General features: G+C 63.2%; 18 protein-coding genes. 14 read left to right on the top strand and 4 right to left on the bottom strand.

The window, feature by feature from the left end; all coding sequences use genetic code 11:
* The first annotated feature begins 37 nt into the window (after positions 1 to 37).
* From gspG to PRZ01_RS09635, 12 genes are all read left to right on the top strand, one after another.
* Entirely contained in the window at positions 38 to 505 is a 468-nt protein-coding gene (gene gspG / locus PRZ01_RS09690) for a type II secretion system major pseudopilin GspG (RefSeq protein WP_273596576.1), read from the top strand.
* Positions 506 to 579: 74 nt separating this feature from the next.
* Positions 580 to 1,053 (top strand): pilus assembly FimT family protein, encoded by a 474-nt coding sequence (locus tag PRZ01_RS09685; RefSeq protein ID WP_273596575.1) that lies wholly within the window; start codon positions 580 to 582, stop codon positions 1,051 to 1,053.
* Between the two features lie 22 nt (positions 1,054 to 1,075).
* On the top strand, positions 1,076 to 1,435 hold the full coding sequence (gspI, locus tag PRZ01_RS09680; RefSeq protein ID WP_273596574.1) for a type II secretion system minor pseudopilin GspI: 360 nt from the start codon (positions 1,076 to 1,078) through the stop codon (positions 1,433 to 1,435).
* Position 1,436: 1 nt separating this feature from the next.
* The gene (locus PRZ01_RS09675; protein WP_273596573.1) at positions 1,437 to 2,087 is read left to right on the top strand and encodes a prepilin-type N-terminal cleavage/methylation domain-containing protein; all 651 of its coding nucleotides are present in this window, start codon (positions 1,437 to 1,439) and stop codon (positions 2,085 to 2,087) included.
* Between the two features lie 3 nt (positions 2,088 to 2,090).
* Positions 2,091 to 3,113: a type II secretion system minor pseudopilin GspK gene (gene gspK / locus PRZ01_RS09670; RefSeq protein ID WP_273596572.1), complete on the top strand. Its 1,023-nt coding sequence runs from the start codon at positions 2,091 to 2,093 to the stop codon at positions 3,111 to 3,113.
* 154 nt (positions 3,114 to 3,267) lie between these two features.
* Complete coding sequence (gene gspL, locus PRZ01_RS09665) at positions 3,268 to 4,608, top strand: type II secretion system protein GspL (protein ID WP_273596571.1); 1,341 nt, start codon at positions 3,268 to 3,270, stop codon at positions 4,606 to 4,608.
* A complete protein-coding gene (gspM, locus tag PRZ01_RS09660; RefSeq protein WP_273596570.1) occupies positions 4,605 to 5,114 on the top strand; it encodes a type II secretion system protein GspM in 510 nt (169 codons plus the stop codon). The genes gspL and gspM overlap by 4 nt, the downstream gene beginning before the upstream one ends.
* The gene (locus tag PRZ01_RS09655; protein ID WP_273596569.1) at positions 5,111 to 5,998 is read left to right on the top strand and encodes a type II secretion system protein N; all 888 of its coding nucleotides are present in this window, start codon (positions 5,111 to 5,113) and stop codon (positions 5,996 to 5,998) included. Before gspM ends, PRZ01_RS09655 begins: the two co-directional genes overlap by 4 nt.
* 2 nt (positions 5,999 to 6,000) lie before the next feature.
* Positions 6,001 to 8,241: a type II secretion system secretin GspD gene (gene gspD / locus PRZ01_RS09650; protein ID WP_273596568.1), complete on the top strand. Its 2,241-nt coding sequence runs from the start codon at positions 6,001 to 6,003 to the stop codon at positions 8,239 to 8,241.
* Between the two features lie 8 nt (positions 8,242 to 8,249).
* A complete protein-coding gene (gene gspE, locus PRZ01_RS09645; RefSeq protein ID WP_273596567.1) occupies positions 8,250 to 9,683 on the top strand; it encodes a type II secretion system ATPase GspE in 1,434 nt (477 codons plus the stop codon).
* A 34-nt stretch (positions 9,684 to 9,717) separates the two neighbouring features.
* Positions 9,718 to 10,929 carry a type II secretion system inner membrane protein GspF gene (gene gspF / locus PRZ01_RS09640; protein WP_273596566.1) on the top strand — a complete coding sequence of 404 codons (1,212 nt, stop codon included), beginning with the start codon at positions 9,718 to 9,720 and terminating at the stop codon, positions 10,927 to 10,929.
* Positions 10,930 to 10,958: 29 nt separating this feature from the next.
* The gene (locus tag PRZ01_RS09635) at positions 10,959 to 11,858 is read left to right on the top strand and encodes a 5'-nucleotidase (RefSeq protein WP_273596565.1); all 900 of its coding nucleotides are present in this window, start codon (positions 10,959 to 10,961) and stop codon (positions 11,856 to 11,858) included.
* Between the two features lie 47 nt (positions 11,859 to 11,905).
* Here the strand turns inward: PRZ01_RS09635 and tyrS are convergent, their stop codons facing one another.
* Positions 11,906 to 13,087 carry a tyrosine--tRNA ligase gene (gene tyrS / locus PRZ01_RS09630; protein ID WP_409993831.1) on the bottom strand — a complete coding sequence of 394 codons (1,182 nt, stop codon included), beginning with the start codon at positions 13,085 to 13,087 and terminating at the stop codon, positions 11,906 to 11,908.
* A gap of 355 nt (positions 13,088 to 13,442) precedes the next feature.
* Between tyrS and PRZ01_RS09625 the strand changes: the two genes are divergently transcribed.
* Complete coding sequence (locus PRZ01_RS09625) at positions 13,443 to 14,822, top strand: peptidoglycan DD-metalloendopeptidase family protein (protein WP_273596563.1); 1,380 nt, start codon at positions 13,443 to 13,445, stop codon at positions 14,820 to 14,822.
* Positions 14,823 to 14,880: 58 nt separating this feature from the next.
* A complete protein-coding gene (locus tag PRZ01_RS09620) occupies positions 14,881 to 16,038 on the top strand; it encodes an anhydro-N-acetylmuramic acid kinase (RefSeq protein ID WP_273596562.1) in 1,158 nt (385 codons plus the stop codon).
* A gap of 81 nt (positions 16,039 to 16,119) precedes the next feature.
* Here the strand turns inward: PRZ01_RS09620 and erpA are convergent, their stop codons facing one another.
* The 3 genes from erpA to rplM form a co-directional block, all read right to left on the bottom strand.
* Complete coding sequence (erpA, locus tag PRZ01_RS09615) at positions 16,120 to 16,497, bottom strand: iron-sulfur cluster insertion protein ErpA (protein ID WP_273596561.1); 378 nt, start codon at positions 16,495 to 16,497, stop codon at positions 16,120 to 16,122.
* Between the two features lie 188 nt (positions 16,498 to 16,685).
* Positions 16,686 to 17,078, bottom strand: coding sequence for a 30S ribosomal protein S9 (rpsI, locus tag PRZ01_RS09610; RefSeq protein ID WP_184301886.1), 393 nt, complete (start codon positions 17,076 to 17,078; stop codon positions 16,686 to 16,688).
* A 9-nt stretch (positions 17,079 to 17,087) separates the two neighbouring features.
* On the bottom strand, positions 17,088 to 17,516 hold the full coding sequence (gene rplM / locus PRZ01_RS09605) for a 50S ribosomal protein L13 (protein WP_058720808.1): 429 nt from the start codon (positions 17,514 to 17,516) through the stop codon (positions 17,088 to 17,090).
* Between the last annotated feature and the right edge of the window lie 2 nt (positions 17,517 to 17,518).

Below are 17,518 nucleotides of genomic sequence, written 5' to 3'. Positions count from 1 at the left end.
TCGTCACATCTTCGTCATCACGCACGCACTCGTTGCCATGTCCACACTAGAACACTCTGTCGCCGTCCCTGCACTACCTGCACCGCCCGCCCTGCGGCGGCAACGTGGCTTCACCCTGATTGAGTTGCTGGTGGTGCTTGTCATCATCGGCGTGCTGGCCGCGTTGGTGGTCCCCAATGTGCTCAACCGGGCTGACGACGCCCGAGTAACCGCCGCACGCACTGACGTCAATATGCTGATGCAGGCGCTGAAACTTTACAAACTTGACAACCAACGCTATCCCAGTGCCGAGCAAGGCCTGGAGGCGCTGGTCCAAAAGCCCACCGTTGGCACCCCGCCGCCCAACTGGAAGTCGTATATCGACAAGCTCCCCAACGACCCCTGGGGCCGCCCCTATCAGTACGCCAACCCTGGTATCAAAGGGGAAATTGATGTCTACAGCTACGGCGCCGATGGCCGCGCTGGCGGCGAAGGCAACGATGCAGACATTGGGTCGTGGCAATAACACCGACAGCGCTGAAAACGCTGACAAGCCCCGCCGCCCGCTCGGTTTGGGCATGCAGCTCCCGGGCCAGCGCATTGCCTGACCCAGGCCACCTGAATCGCGGCTTCACCTTGATCGAATTGCTGGTCGTGGTGGCCCTCATTGCGATTGCCACCGCCACGGTCAGCCTCGCCTTGCGCGACCCCGCTGCCAATCAACTCGAGCGGGAAGGTGAGCGCCTCGTTGCCTTGTTCGAAACTGCACGGGTTGAAAGCCGCACCGCGGGCGTGATGGTTCAGTGGGCGCCTGTTCAAGCCAGCAATAACAACGGCAGCGACAACGATGAGCAATTCCGCTTCATCGGTCTGCCGGGCCGCGTGGAGTTGCCGCACCGTTGGCTGGGCCAACCCCTTAGCGTTGAAATTGCCAACGGCGCCAGCGTGCGTCTAGGCCCAGAGCCCATGATCGGCGCCCAACAAGTGCGCCTGCATTTGGGCTCGCAACAAATCACCTTGGCCACCGATGGTCTGTCGCCCTTTGAAATCACCAGCAGCAGTGCGCAGCAATAGGCCCTGGCCCACACCACGCAGCTTGCAGAGCGCTCGCGGCTTCACCTTGATCGAAGTGCTGGTTGCCTTGGTCATTGTGGCCATCGCTCTTGGTGCTGGCATCAAAGCAGCGGGCGCCTTGACCGATAACGCTGAAAGACTGAGGGCCATCAGCTCCGCACAGTGGTGCGCTGAAAACCAACTGACCGAGTTGCGTCTCAGCAAACAATTCCCCGGCATCGGCGACACCGACTTCAGTTGCGACCAACTGGGGCGCAGCTACATCGGACGCTTGACCGTGCGTGCCACGCCTAACGCCAATCTTCGGCGGGTTGATGCCGTGGTCAGTGATCCCGTGAGCGGCCATCAACTGCAGCTCAGCGCCATCCTGGGGCGTTACTGACATGGCTGAAAACATCCGTCAGCGGCGGGCCCCAAGCCAAGAAGCCGGCTTCACCTTGGTTGAGGTGCTGGTGGCGCTGCTGGTGATGGCCATCATGGCGATGGTCTCCTGGCAAGGTCTTGATGCCCTGGTGAAAAGCCGGGACATTGCACAAACCCACCTTGAGCAGAGCATGCGCCTGCTGACGGTGATGGCGCAGTGGGAACAAGACATGCACTCGGTGCAAGCGTCCAACGGGGTGGATGCGCTCAGTTTTGACGGTGCCAGCTTGCGCCTGACCCGCCATCAGCCCGGCGGTTTGCAAGTGGTGGCCTGGACCGTTCGAAGCGGCAGTCTGTACCGATGGGAGGGGCCCACGGTTCAGACCCTCGCCGCCCTGGAAGAAAGCTACCAACGCAGCCAACTCCAAGTCAATCAAGATGCCAGCCAATTATTGGCCTTGCCGGGCGTGGCCGGGTGGCAGCTCTACTACTACCGGGGCAACAGTTGGAGCAATGCGCAGTCCAGCGACAACCTGCAGGAGAGCGCTGGCAGCAACAGTGACAACAAACAGCGCACGGCCTTGCCCACGGGGGTGCGCGTGGTCTTGCAATTCGCGCCGGCCAGTGGTTTTGCGGGCCCCTTGACCCGCCAGATCACCCTGGGGATGTAAGCCATGACACCTCCGCCATTCAAACCGCCGGTGGCCAGGCGTCCGCATCAAAGCGGGGCCGCGCTGCTCACCGCGATGATCATCGTCACCTTGGTGGCCAGCTTGGCCGCGGCCATGGTGTGGCGCCAGTACCGTGCCGTTCAGATCGAAAGTGCCGAGCGCGCCCGCGCGCAGTCGGCCCTGATGTTGCGCGGCGCCTTGGACTGGGCTCGCCTGATCTTGCGTGAAGATGCCGTGGGCAACCGGACCACGCCAACCGACAACCTCAACGAGGTATGGGCGGTGCCGGTGGCCGAAGGCCGCATCTCCACCTTCCTGGCCCTGGACGGCAACGACACCAACACGGGGCCGGAAGCCTACCTGTCAGGCAGCATCACCGATGCCCAGGCGCAGTACAACCTGCGCAACCTGACAGGCGGCGCACAGGTGGCGCCGCTCGAACAACGCACGCTGGAACGCCTCTGCGAGAGCGCGCAAGCGCCCCCGGGTACCGCAGCCCTGATCATCGCCAAGTTGCGAAGTGCCTTTCCGGTCAAGGTGGCCGCAGGCAGTTCAGGCAACACAGAAACCACCACGTCGACAAGCAGCGATGTGCCGCTGCAACCCCAAAATTTGGACCAATTGGCCTGGTTTGGCCTGAGTGAAGACACCCTGAACCGTTTGCGGCCCTTCGTCACCCTGCTGCCAACAGCCACGCCGGTCAACCTCAACACGGCGCCGCGTGAAGTGATTGCCGGCGTGCTGGACGGCGTCGATCTGGCCTCGGCCCAGCGGCTGGTACAAGCCCGTCAATCCACCCCTTTGAAATCGCCCCAAGAGGCCAAGAACTACCTGCCCAGCTCAGCGGTACTCAGCGCCGAACGGGTCAACTCGGTCAGCGCCTACTTTATCGTCAGGGGCCGCATGCGCCTGGATGAACGCGTCATGGAAGAACGCTCGCTCGTCCAGAGGCGCGACTTGGACGTGTTGATCATCGACCGTGAACGGGTCAATCGGGTACTCGACGGACGCGCCGACAAACCATGAACGCGCCCCGGGGAGCGCTGAACTCAATTCAAATAATGTGTGAATCGGGTACGACCCTCGCAATTCAGCAATTTTCCCCTCCTAGAATGCGCCAGCCTTTGTGGCCGATTCAAGCACTTCTGCGTGTCCGGTCCAGTGACGCCAACTTGCGCCCATGAGTACTCTGCTTGTTTTTCTTCCTCCCCGCAGTCGCTTGCGAGCGCAGGGCCGTGCCGTGCAATCCACCGAAGGACTGGGGCATACGCCCGCCACAGCACTGAACAGCGACTACGATTTTTTGCTCACCGGAGACGGCCAGCACATCCTCAGCCAAGGCACACAAAGCGCCAGCCAATTGCCACATGCCGACACAGTGATCGTGATCCCCGCCGACTCCGACGTGGCGTGGCAACGGGTGCAATTGCCCAAAGCGGGCCGGCAAATGCGTGCCGCTTTGGCGGGCATGCTTGAAGAGAGTCTGCTGGACGACCCCGAGCACCTTCACTTCGCCCTTGAGCCCGGCGCGCAAGGCGCAGACCTGGCCTGGGTGGCCCTGTGCGAGCGCAATTGGCTGCAACAACACCTGAGCACACTCGAAGCGGCTCATGTTTTCGTGGACCGGGTGACCCCCCTGTCGTGGCCGGAGTCACCGCGCGGGCATTTTTACACCACGGGCTTGGACACCCCCGCACTGGCCCTGCGCTGGAGCCACCCCGACGGCGTGAGCACCTTGCCTTTGAACGGCGGGCTGGCTCGGCAACTGCTGCCTGCGGCAACGGATCAAGACACCCTCTGGAGCGCCACACCCGAAGCCGCAGCCGCAGCCGAAGCTTGGCTGGGTGCCGCCGTCACCCTGCTGAGCCCCGCCCAGCGCGCTTTGCGGGTGATCGACAGCCCCTGGAACCTGCGCCAGTTCGAGTTGGCACAACGCACACGCGGCACCCGCACCCTGCGCCAGTTCTATCGAAGCTTCATGCAACGTGAATGGCAGGCCGTTCGCTGGGGCTTGGCCGGGCTGGTGCTTGTGCAATTGTTGGGGCTCAACCTGTTGGCCTGGCAGCAACGCCAACAACTGCAGACCCGCCAGGCGGCGCTCGGCAAGACGCTGCTGGAAAGCTATCCCCGGGTTCGCGCGGTCTACGACGCGCCGACTCAAATGCGCCGTGAGACCGATGGCCTGCGCGCCATGGCTGGCCGCCCGGGCGCGCACGACCTTGAGTCACTGCTCTCCGCTGCCGCCACCGCCTGGCCCGCCGACCGCGGCCCGATGGACAGTCTCAGTTTCGAACCTGGGCGCCTAGTGCTGTCTGCCGTAGGCTGGAGCGAGGCGCAAATCCAAGAATTTCGGAGCCGGCTGCGCAGCGAAGGCTGGATGCTTGATGCCAGCGAGGGCAAATTGACACTCAGCCGCGCCCGCATCGACCCGCGCAACAGCAAGGACGGGGGCGCAGGAGCCCGCGTTGATGGCCGCGACAACAACAATAGCAGTGGCAAAGACAAGGCCAACAAGACATGAGCGAGCGCCCTCTTTCCCCCTGGCAGGCCGCTGCCCACAATGTGCAAAACCATTGGCAGCAGTTGGGCCCGCGCGACCGCCGACTGCTCAAAATCACAGGCGCCGCCCTGGGCGTGTTGCTGCTGTGGCTGGTGGCCGTCCAGCCGGCCCTGCACGTCTTGGCGCAAAGCCCGGCCCAGCTTGAAGCGGTTGATCTGCAATTGCAGGAAATGCAAGCGTTGGCCCAAGAAACAAAAGCGCTGCGGGCCACTCCCCCCGTGCCTGCGGCAGCCGCCACCCAGGCGCTGCAAGCGGCCAGTGACCATCTGGGCAGCGGTGCCCACCTCACCTTGAACGGTGATCGTGCGGTGCTCACCCTGAATGGCGTGAGCAGCGAGGCCCTGCAAGCCTGGCTGGGCGAAGTGCGCAGCGCGGCCCGGGCCCGCCCGGTCGAGGCGCAACTACAGCGCGGACCCAAGGGATTCGCCGGCACCGTGGTGCTGAGCCTGGGAGCCAACGCGCCATGAGTGCCTGGGCATTCTCAGGGCGCAAGCAGCCCGCCGGAGCGCAAGCAACGCTAGGCATCAACACTGACACCGCTCAACGAAAAAGCTCGAGCAAGGTGCTGCGTTGGGCCGTAGCAGGCGGGCTGACCGGCGGCTTCATGGCCTTGATCGCCTTTGCCCCGGCGAGTTGGCTGGCGCGCAGCCTGGCCAAGGCCAGTGGGCAGCACCTGCTGATCACTGATTCGCGTGGCAGCATCTGGCACGGCAGCGGCGTGCTGGTGCTGAGTGGCGGCGAAGGCAGCCATGACGCCAGCCAGTTGCCCGGGCGCCTGAGCTGGTCGATGGGTTTGCAAGGCGCAGGGTTGCGCCTCGACGCACGGCAGGACTGCTGCATCAATGGCACCGTGCAACTCCTGCTGCGCCCCGGCTGGAACCGTTTTGACCTCAGCGTGGTCCAGCCCGCTGAGTGGCTCGCCCGCTGGCCCGCCGGCTGGCTGGCCGGCTTGGGCGCCCCTTGGAACACGCTACAACTCGGCGGCTCCATGCGCCTTGCCGCCAAAGACTTTCGCCTGAGTTGGGCGCAAGGTCGCATGCAGCAGTTCGGTCAGTTGGATATCGACCTGCTCAATGTGTCGTCCCGCGTGTCGACCTTGGCGCCCTTGGGCAGCTACCGGCTCAGCGTGATCGCACAGACGGCACAGGCCAGTCACGTCGACACCAGCCTGCTGCAACTGAGTACGCTGGACGGCGCGCTGATCTTGAATGGCCAAGGCAGCGTCACCCAGGGCAAACCGCGCTTCACGTTGGAAGCCACCGCGGCCCCGGGGCGCGAAGACGCCCTGAACAATCTCCTGAATATCATCGGCCGCCGCCAGGGCGACCGTTCCGTCTTTTCGATTGGATGAGCATGAAACGTCTGTCAAGTCGTTCTCCGGGTCGCGCCGGTTTTTCGTTGTTGGCGCTGTCCATTGCCGCCGGCCCCGTGCTGGCGCAGGTCAATGACGACTCCATTGCCAAGTCACCGGCTGCACGTATCAGCAGCCCGGCCCTGAAATCGCGTACGCCGGTCACGCTGAACTTTGTCAACGCAGACGTCGAGGCCGTTACCCGTGCCATCGGCGTGATGCTGGACCGCCAGTTCATCATCGACCCACGCGTCAAGGGCCAGATCACGGTTTACAGCGAACAACCGGTGTCGGTGCGCGATGCCTACCTCAACTACCTGGCGGCGCTGCGCGGCCTGGGATTCACCGTGGTCGAGAACTCGGGGATGCTCAAGGTCGTGCCGGAAGCAGATGGCAAGCTGCAAGCCGGCGCCGTCGCCGTGGGCAGCAGCTCGGTCCGAGGTGATCAAATCATCACGCAGATCTTCAAGCTCAACCACGAAAACGCTAACAATCTGGTGGCGGTGCTGCGGCCCCTGATCAGCCCCAACAACACCATCAACGCCAACCCGGGCAACAACAGCCTCGTGATCACGGACTATGCAGACAATCTGCAGCGCCTGGGCCGGATCATCGCCACCATGGACACGCCGGGCAGCACCGATCTTGAAGTGGTGCAACTCAAGCACGCCGTGGCGTCGGACATCGCCGCGCTGGTGCAAAAGCTGACCGACGGCAACAGCAACACTTCGACGGTACCGGGCCAATCCAGCAACAGCGTCAGCGTGCTCGCCGACCCGCGCAGCAATTCGCTGATCCTGCGCGCCAGCAACCCTGCGCGACTGGCCGCCGCGCGCAGCATGATCGACAAGCTGGACCAGCCCGGCAGCAACAACCCCAGCGGCAATATCCATGTGGTCTATCTGAAAAACGCCGACGCCGCAAAAATGGCCACGGTATTGCGGGCCGCCTTTGCCGCCAATACCAACGGCAGCAGCAGTGGTGGTGGTGGCGCCAGCAGCAATGCCAGCGCCAGCCCCATCAGCGGCCTGGGCAATTCACCACTGGGCAGCACCACACCCACCACCAATTCAAGCGGCACCAGCACCACCGGCAGCAACTCCAGCGCATCGACCACGCCGGTGTCGGCCTCCCAAGGCCCTTCGACGGGCGGCTTTGTGCAGGCGGACCCGTCCACCAACTCCCTGGTGATCACGGCGCCTGAGCCCATGTACCGTCAGATTCGCGGCGTGATCGACCAACTCGATGTGCGGCGCGCCCAGGTTTATGTGGAGTCGATGATCGTCAAGGTGGACGTCACCAAGGCCGGCCAGTTTGGCGTGCAGTGGCAAAACCTGTTCGGCAGCACCACTGACAGCGTGCTGACGGGCGTGGGCACAAACTTCGGCACCGGCACCAGCAACATCATCACCAGCTCGATCGCCACCGCCTCCGGCCTCACCGCCACGGGCACCCAGCTGGCGAGCAGCGCGGCGCCTACCGGCTTCAACATCGGTGTGTTCAAAAAGGTGGGCAGCCACTTCACGCTCGGTGCCATGGCGAATTTCCTGGAAAGCCAGACCGGCGCCAATGTGCTCTCTACGCCCAATCTGGTGGCCCTGGACAACGAAGAGGCCAAGATTGTGATCGGCCAGAACGTGCCCTTCGTGACCGGCTCCTACACCAGCACGGGCTCCAGCAGCAGCTCGGTCAACCCCTTCCAGACGGTGGACCGCAAAGACGTTGGCCTGACCTTGCGCATTCGCAGCCAGATTGGCGAGAGCGGCACCATCCGCATGACGGTCTACCAGGAGAATTCGTCCGTGGTGGCCAGCACCGCCAGCAGCGTCAATGGCCCGACCACCGACAAGAGCGCCATCGAAACCACCGTCACGGTGGATGACGGCGCCATTCTGGTGCTGGGCGGATTGCTGAAAGACGAATACAGCGACGGTGACGACCGCGTGCCCGGCCTGGGCAGCATTCCCCTGATCGGCAATCTGTTCAAAACCGAGAGCCGCAAACGCGTCAAAACCAATCTGCTGGTGTTCCTCCGCCCGGTGGTCATGCGCAACCAGCAAACCGCCGACCAGCTGACCATGGACCGTTACGAGTCCATTCGCGCCTTGCAGCAGGTCTCGCAACCCGCTGACAGCGCTCTCCTGCCCAATACGGGCGCCCCCGTGCTGCCGCCAAGCCCCGCCACGCCCGCCGGTGGGCAGAGCAAGGCCGCATCGGACGGCACGCCTCCCCAACAGCCCTGATCGCAACCATGGCCACCCGCCACCCTTTGCCCTACGCCTTCGCCAAGGCCCACGCCGTCCTGCTGGAGGACGACGGCACTTCGCTGGTGCTGTGGGCTCCGCCGGAAGTCAAGTTATCCAGCCTGGCTGAAGTCCAGCGCCTGTACGTCGTCGACCGCTTCGAAAGCGAGGCCGCGGCCTCTCTGGCGGAGCGCATCAACGCCGCCTATGCGGGCAGCGAGTCCAGCGCGGCGGTCGTGATCGGCGAGGTTGAAAGCGCTGTCGACCTGAGCCGAATGATGCAAGACCTGCCCGCTGTGGAAGACTTGCTGGAGGCCGCCAACGACGCCCCCATCATCCGCATGCTGAACGCGTTATTGACCCAGGCCGCGAAAGACGGCGCCAGCGACATCCATATCGAGCCCTACGAACGCGCAAGCTCCGTGCGGTTCCGGGTGGACGGCACCTTGCGCGAGGTCGTGCAACCCAATCGCGGCTTGCACGCCGCCCTGATTTCCCGCTTGAAAATCATGGCCGAGCTGGACATCGCCGAAAAGCGCCTGCCGCAAGACGGGCGCATCAGCCTGCGCATCGGCGGGCGCGCCATCGATGTGCGCGTCTCCACTCTGCCGTCGGCCCACGGTGAACGCGCCGTGCTCCGCCTGCTCGACAAGACCGAAAGCAAGTTCACGCTGGAAGGCCTGGGCATGAGCGGCGATGTGCTCTCCGCCTTCAAGCATCTGGTGCAGCAACCGCACGGCATCGTGCTCGTGACCGGCCCGACCGGCTCCGGCAAGACCACCAGCCTGTACGCCTCGCTGCAAACCGTGGACACCCGCACCACCAATGTGTTGACGGTGGAAGACCCCATCGAGTATGAGCTGGCCGGCGTGGGGCAGACCCAGGTCAACGCCAAGATCGACCTCACCTTCGCCAAAGCCTTGCGGGCCATCCTGCGCCAAGACCCTGACGTGATCATGATTGGCGAAATCCGCGATTACGAAACCGCGCAAATTGCCATTCAAGCCTCGCTGACGGGCCACTTGGTGCTGGCCACGCTGCACACCAACGACGCCCCTAGCGCAGTCACTCGACTGACCGACATGGGCATCGAGCCCTTCTTGCTGAGCTCCAGCCTGCTGGGGGTTTTGGCACAACGTCTGGTTCGCAAGTTATGCCCGGTTTGCCGCCGGGCGGAAACCAGCAGCGAAGGCGTCGTCAGGTATCACCCCGTCGGCTGCGAGGCCTGCTCGAAGACCGGCTACAAAGGGCGCACTGGCGTCTACGAACTGATGGTGGCGGACGACACGGTGCGGGCCCTCATCCACAACCAGGCCGCCGAAAGCGAGTTGGTGCAAGCGGCACAACGAGCCGGCTTGCGCTCCATGCGCGAGGACGGCGCACGCTTGATCGAGCAAGGCATCACCTCCGAAGAAGAAGTGCTGCGGGTGACCCGCGACTGAATCGCAAGCGCCCCCCTGACCGCCCTCCATCCCCATGCCTGCCTACAAATACGAAGCCATCAACGCCGCTGGCCGCAGCAGCAGCGGCCTGATCGAAGCCGATACCCCGCGGGCTGCGCGTGCGCAGGTGCGCGGCATGAACCTGGTACCGGTGCTCATCACCCCAGTTCAGCAGCAGGGCCAGGCCGGCGGCAAACGCTTTGCGCGGCGCATTTTCAGCCCCTCGGCGCTGGCGGTCTGGACGCGGCAACTGGCCGGCTTGGTGGGGTCGGGCCTGCCCCTAGAGCGGGCGCTATCCGCTTTGGCCGATGAAAGCGAGGATGCCCGACAGCGCGAGTTGCTGTCGCAACTCAAGGCTGAAGTGAACGCTGGCGCTCCCTTCGCCCGCGCGCTCGGCAGCGCACCGAGAGAATTCGACGAGGTCTACCGCGGCGTGGTGGCCGCTGGCGAGCAAAGCGGCGCCCTGGGCGTCGTGCTCGAAAAGCTGGCTGACGACCTGGAAGAGCGCCAAGACCTCAAAGGCAAGCTGATGGGCGCCATGGCCTACCCGGCCATCGTGTCGCTGATCTCGGTGTTCATCGTGATTTTTCTGGTCACCTACGTGGTGCCGCAGATCGCCACCGTGTTCACCAACTCCAAACGCGCCTTGCCCGCCTTGACCGTGGGCATGCTGGCCCTCAGCGCGTTTGTGCGCAACTGGGGCTGGTTGATGTTGCTGATGCTTGTCGCCGGCGGGTTGGGTCTGAACGCGGCCTTGAAACGGGCCCGTTTTCGGCTGCGCTTTGATGCGGGCTTGCTGGAGCTGCCGCTGGTCGGTCGCCTGGCTCGCGGCTACAACGCGGCGCGCTTCGCCGGGACCCTGGCCATGCTGGCGGGCTCGGGCGTACCGATCTTGAAAGCGCTGCAAGCGGCGGCTGAAACCCTCTCCAACCATGCCATGCGCGCTGACGCGCTGGACGCGCTGGTGCAGGTGCGCGAAGGCGCGCCGCTCGGGGCCGCATTGGCCGGTAAAAAGCGCTTTCCAGGCATCTTGGCCATGTTCGCCCGCCTGGGTGAGCAAACCGGTCAGTTGCCGGAAATGCTGGACCGTGCCGCCCGCCAGTTGAGCGTTGAAGTGCAGCGCCGGGCCATGGCTGCCGCCACCTTGCTTGAACCGCTGATGATTGTGGGCATGGGCGGCATCGTGCTGATGATCGTGCTGGCCGTGCTGCTGCCCATCATCCAACTCAATACTTGGGTGAAGTAGCCCGCCACCGAACATCGCGCCCCACGACCATGCCAGCCACCCTTGACGGTCAACTCGTCGTCGCCATTTCCTCGCGCGCCTTGTTTGATTTCGAAGAAGAAAATCAGCGCTTCGAGGCCAGTGACGACCACGCCTACATGGCCTTGCAACAGCAGCGCCTGGACCTGCCGGCCAAGCCGGGCGTTGCCTTCTCCCTGGTGCAAAAGCTGCTGGCGTTCAACCACGATCCGGCGCAGCCCCGGGTTGAAGTGGTGATGCTGTCACGCAATGACCCCATCTCAGGCCTGCGGGTGTTTCGCTCCGCCGCGCATTACGGCTTGCCCATCCAGCGCGGGGTGTTCACCCGGGGCGAGTCGCCGTGGCGCTATCTGCGGCCTTTGAAAGCGCAACTGTTCTTGTCGGTCAACGAAGCCGACGTGCGTGAGGCCCTGGCTGCCGGTGTGGCTGCGGCGCGGGTGTTTCCGCATTCGGCGCATGCCTCAGCCGCACACCCGGACGAATTGCGCATTGCCTTCGACGGCGACGCTGTGCTGTTTTCTGACGAGGCGGAGCGCGTCTACCAGCGCGATGGCCTCGACGCCTTCCAGAGCCATGAATCCACGCATGCCAACACCCCCCTGGCGGCGGGCCCCTTCAAGCCGGTGCTGGAAGCCTTGCATCATCTTCAGCAAGCCCCCAGCGGCCGCATGCGCGTGCGCACCGCCCTGGTGACGGCACGCAGCGCGCCCGCACACGAGCGTGCCATCCGCACCCTGATGGACTGGCACATCGAAGTCGACCAAGCCATGTTTCTGGGCGGCCTGGCCAAGGGCGAATTCCTGCGTGAGTTCGAGCCCGACTTTTTCTTCGACGATCAGGCCGGGCACATCGCCAGCGCGGCCGTCCACGTGCCATCAGGGCATGTGGCGGCGGGCATTTCCAATCTCTGAACGCCGCGCCAACCGCGGGTATCAGGTGCGAATTTCAAGCGCTGGTTTCAAGCACTCAGCGTAACCCGAGCGAACTTGCGTTTGCCCACCTGCAGCACATAGCTGCCGGCCTCAAGCTTCAAGCCCTTGTCGCTGATCACGGCGCCATCAACACGCACGCCACCCTGCTCGATCATGCGTGTACCCTCGCCGTTAGACGCCACCAAGCCAGCCGACTTCAACAAGGCCGCAATGCCCAGCGGTGCGCCAGCCAGGCTGACTTCAGGCACTTCATCCGGGATACCACCCTTGGCCCGGTTGTTGAAATCCGCCTCAGCGGCTTCGGCTGCCTGGGCACTATGGAAGCGGGCCGTTATTTCCTTGGCCAGCATGACCTTGGCATCTTTCGGGTTGCGCCCACCGTCAACCTCGGCACGCAAGGCTGCAATCTCATCCAGGCTCTTGAAGCTCAACAGATTGAACCACTTCCACATCAGCGCATCGCTGATCGACAACACCTTGGCAAACATGGTGTTGGGAGCTTCCGTTACCGCAATGTAGTTATTCTTGGACTTGGACATCTTCTCGACGCCGTCCAGCCCTTCCAACAACGGCATGGTCAAGATGCACTGCGGCTCCTGGCCATATTCCTGCTGCAGATGACGGCCCATCAAGAGATTGAACTTCTGGTCGGTGCCGCCCAACTCCAGATCGCTCTTCAACGCCACCGAGTCATAACCTTGCATCAGCGGGTACAGAAATTCGTGCACCGAAATCGGGGTCTGCGCCGCAAAACGCTTGGTGAAGTCGTCGCGCTCCATCATGCGCGCCACGGTGTATTTGGCCGCCAGTTGAATCAAACCGCGCGCGCCCAGCGGGTCGCTCCACTCGGAGTTGTAGCGAATCTCGGTACGCGCCGGGTCCAAGACCAGGCTGGCCTGGCGGTAGTAGGTTTCTGCGTTGAGCTTGATCTGCTCGGCCGTGAGCGGCGGACGCGTGGCATTGCGCCCCGACGGGTCGCCAATCATGGAGGTGAAATCGCCGATCAGAAAAATCACCTGATGCCCCAAGTCCTGCAACTGGCGCATCTTGTTGAGCACCACGGTGTGGCCAATGTGGATGTCAGGCGCCGTCGGGTCCAGGCCCAGCTTGATGCGCAGCGGTACGCCCGTGGCTTCAGAGCGCGCCAATTTCTGCAGCCAATCGGCCTGTGGCAACAACTCCTCACAGCCCCGCAGCGACAAAGCCATAGCGGCCTGGACACGGTCGGTCACCGGATAGGCCACCGACTTGGCGGAGGCGGAGGACGGGGCATTTTCAGGTGTTCGCAATTCGGACATAACAGCAGCGGGGCCTAGGTAAAGCTTGGATTTATCGGGTTTTCGTGACATTGACTCGGCGGGCGCGTCGGTATACTCCGGCCCATGCTGCAAAAGCAAGCCCACAAAACAAGGCTTGTTGCGCGTTTCAGACAATTCTAGTGGACGTCCCGAGGCGAAGCGATTCGCAAACTGTGGCGTCTGTGTATGTGGCCTAGTCCTCGGGGTGTTGTGGGCCCTCTGTAAGGGGGGCCACAACCACAAGATCGTTGGAATCTCTTCAAGCGTGACTGATCGAATCAACGTCCTCAAAAACTCGCTGACGAAAGTCGAAAGCTTTGCGGCCCGCCATCCCCGTGCATTGACGGGCGCCGTCGTCACCTTGCTCACCGGTTTTGCTGTCACCGCCTTTGGTATTGCACCCTTGGCGCCGGATGCGCACGACCTGCCGCAAACCGTCGTCGAGCAAACCGTCGAGGCAGGCAGTCTCGACGAACAACTGAACGCATTGGCTGAGTTTCAAGTTGGCCTCACCCGCAACGACCTGACCCGCAGCAGCGACACGGCCGACAGCCTGCTCAAGCGCATGGGCGCCTTTGATACCACGGCCGCCCAGTTCCTGCGCAGCGACGCCGTGGCGCGCCGACTGCTGCAAGGGCGCGGCGGCAAGATGGTGCAAGTCACCGCCGATGCCTCGGGCAAGGTGCACTCGCTGGTCGCCCGCTTTCCAGTTGACGCGGCTGAGCAGCAGGCCACCCATTTCAATCGCCTGAGCATCACCCGCCAGGGCGATCACTTCAGCGCCAAGCTCGAAGCCGCACCGCTGCAATCGCAAGTGCGCCTGGCCAGCGGCACCATCCGCAGCTCCTTGTTTGCGGCCACCGACGAATCTCGCATCCCCGACGCCGTAGCCTCACAAATGGCAGAGATGTTCTCGGGGGACATTGACTTTCACCGCGACCTGCAAAAAGGCGACCGCTTCTCGATCGTGTTCGAAAGCATGACCGCTGACGGCGAACCCATCAACTGGGACGCCGCAGGTCGCTTGGTGGCCGGTGAATTCGTCAACAATGGCCGTACCTACAGCTCCGTGCTGTTCAAAGACCAGGCCACCGGCAAGAGCAGCTTTTACGGCTTCGACGGCAAGAGCAAGCGCCGCGCCTTCTTGGCCAGCCCGATGGAGTTCTCGCGCGTGACCTCCGGTTTCGCCATGCGCTTTCACCCCATTCTGCAGACCTGGCGCCAGCACCTGGGTGTGGACTACGGCGCGCCCAGCGGCACTCCCGTGCGCACAGTGGGCGACGGCACGGTTGAATTTGCGGGTTGGCAAAATGGCTTCGGCAATGTCGTGCATGTGCGCCACAGCGGCGACCGCACCACGGTGTACGCCCACTTGAGCCGCATCGATGTCAAAAAGGGTCAGCGCATTGAGCAAGGCCAGCGTGTCGGTGCCGTCGGCGCTACCGGCTGGGCCACCGGGCCACATCTGCACTTCGAGTTTCGCGTCAAAGGCCAACACCAAGACCCCCGCGTGATCGCACGCGCCGCCGAGGCGGTGGCCTTGCCCAATTACGCTCGAGGCCAATTCCAACAAGTGGTTGCCAGCGTGAAAACCCAGTTGAGCGTTGCGCAATCGCTGGACAAAGGCGCCACCGCTGCCGACTAAGGCGGCGCACGAACGGGCCGCCGTCGCCCGCTCAACCGTTCATTTGCAAAGAACAGCGATGCCCGAGTTCTACATCGGCCTGATGTCCGGAACATCGCTGGACGGCGTTGACGCCGTGTTGGCCAGCTTTGACGGCACCCAACCGTCCATGGCTGTACGAGCCCACCTGCATCACGCCTACCCACCCGCCCTGCGCGACGAGTTGTTGGCCTTGAACAGCCCCGGCAGCAACGAACTGCACCGCGCCGCCCTGGCCGCCAATGCGGTAGCACGCAGCTATGCTGATCTGGTGGCCCAATTGCTGGAGCACAGCGGCCTGAAGACCCGCGAGATCACCGCGCTGGGCGCCCACGGCCAAACCGTGCGGCATCAACCCAGCGCCTTTGATGGCTGCGGGTACACCACTCAGCTGCTGAATGGCGCGCTGCTGGCAGAGCAGACCGGCATCGACGTGATCTGTGACTTTCGCAACCGTGATCTTGCCGCGGGCGGCCAGGGCGCACCTCTTGTGCCGGCCTTTCACCGCACCCTCTTCGGTCGCAGTGACGCCGACGTGGCGGTGTTGAACATTGGCGGCATCAGCAATATCAGCATCCTGGGTCGCGAGGGCTGGACCCTGGGCTTCGACTGCGGCCCCGGCAACTGCCTGATGGATGCGTGGACGGCACGGCACTTGGGCCAGGCCTATGACGACCAAGGCACCTGGGCGGCTACGGGACAGGTTCTGCCCACCTTGCTCAAGGCTTGGTTGGCGGAACCCTTCTTTGCCGCTGCTCCGCCAAAAAGCTCGGGACGCGACCTCTTCAATACCGCATGGGTAAAGCGTTACCTCAGCGGCGCCGAAGCGCCGGAGGATGTGCAACGCACACTCCTGGCCCTGACAGTGCGCAGCATCGTCGACAGCTTGCACCTGGGCCTGCACCTCGGTGAAAAGATCGAGCCCCATAGCTCACTGCGCGCCAAGGGCTCGAAGGCAAGCGAGTTGCTGGTCTGCGGGGGCGGCGCGCTCAACACCCTGCTCATGCAGCAATTGCAAACCTTGTTGCCCGAGACGCAGGTGCGGCCCACCGACGCGCATGGCTTGCCCGCCATGCAGGTAGAGGGCGCCGCATTTGCTTGGCTGGCCATGCGCTTCATGAAACGCAGCCCAGGCAATCTGGCGCAGGTCACGGGTGCTGCCGGGCCACGCGTTCTCGGCGCACTCTACCCTGCCTGAGTCACACCCACACCCTCGCTCAAACAACAAAGCCGCCTAGGCAGGCGGCTTTGAGTGGCGCACGGAGCCGGAACAGCGAATTCAGGCAGAGAAGCTGGAGCCGCAACCGCAGGTGGTGGTGGCGTTCGGATTCTTGATCACGAATTGCGCACCCTGCAAATCTTCTTTGTAGTCGATCTCAGCACCGATCAGGTACTGCAGACTCATGGCGTCGATCAGCAGCGTCACGCCATTCTTGTTCATCTGCGTGTCGTCGTCGTTCACGGCTTCATCAAAGGTGAATCCATACTGAAAGCCAGAACAGCCGCCACCCTGAACAAAGACGCGCAGCTTCAATTCAGGATTGCCTTCTTCGGCCACCAGATCACGCACCTTGTCGGCCGCGCTGTCGGTAAACACCAGCGGGGCGGGCATCTCATCAGCCTGCGGGGCATTTGTAGTTTCAAGCACTGCGCTCATGGTCATTCCTCTCATTCGAACACTGGGGCCTATTGTCGACGAAAACAGTGGGGCATGTCGTATCGGCACCGCGACAAGCCGGTGATCGGCAAGGTTATTGCCACCCCCAAAACAAACAAGGCCGCTGAAAAGCGGCCTTGTTGATGAGCCAGCCCCGCCAAAAACGGAGCCAGCCTCGGGAAGTTCGATCAGCGCTTGCTGAACTGCTTCCGGCGACGCGCACCGTGCAGACCGACCTTCTTACGCTCGACTTCACGCGCATCACGCGTCACGAAGCCAGCGCGGCTCAGTTCGGGCTTCAGGGTCGCGTCATAGTCGATCAGCGCACGGGTGATGCCGTGGCGCAGAGCACCGGCTTGACCCGACTCACCGCCACCATGCACGTTCACCTTGATGTCGAAGGTCTCGCCATGGTTCGTCAGCAGCAAAGGCTGCTTGGCGATCATGATCGAGGTTTGACGGCCGAAATATTCGCCGATGGCCTTGCCATTGACGACGATTTGGCCCGTGCCCTTCTTGATGAAGACACGTGCGACCGACGACTTGCGGCGGCCTGTACCGTAGTTCCAGTTTCCGATCATCATCGTTCCTTAGATTTCCAGAGCCTTGGGCTGCTGAGCGGCGTGCGGGTGCGTGGCACCGGCATAGACCTTCAGCTTCTTCACCATGGCGTAGCCCAAAGGACCCTTGGGCAGCATGCCCTTGACAGCCTTTTCCAGGGCGCGGCCTGGGTGCTTGGCTTGCATGTCCTTGAACTTGGTGGCGTAGATGCCGCCCGGGAAACCCGAGTGACGGTAGTACACCTTGTCATTGGCCTTGTTGCCAGTGACGCGCAGCTTTTCTGCGTTGATGATGACGATGAAATCGCCGGTATCCACGTGAGGCGTATAAATGGCCTTGTGCTTGCCGCGCAAACGGAGTGCCACTTCGCTGGCAACACGTCCGAGCACCTTGTCGGTGGCGTCAATCACAAACCACTCGTGCGTCACTTCGGCCGGCTTGGCGCTGAAGGTCTTCATGA

This window comes from Roseateles koreensis, from assembly GCF_028595305.1.
In the GTDB taxonomy this organism is placed as follows: domain Bacteria; phylum Pseudomonadota; class Gammaproteobacteria; order Burkholderiales; family Burkholderiaceae_C; genus Paucibacter_A; species Paucibacter_A koreensis.
The sequence above is the reverse complement of the archived record's forward strand: the minus strand, read 5'-3'. Positions and strand labels throughout refer to the sequence as shown.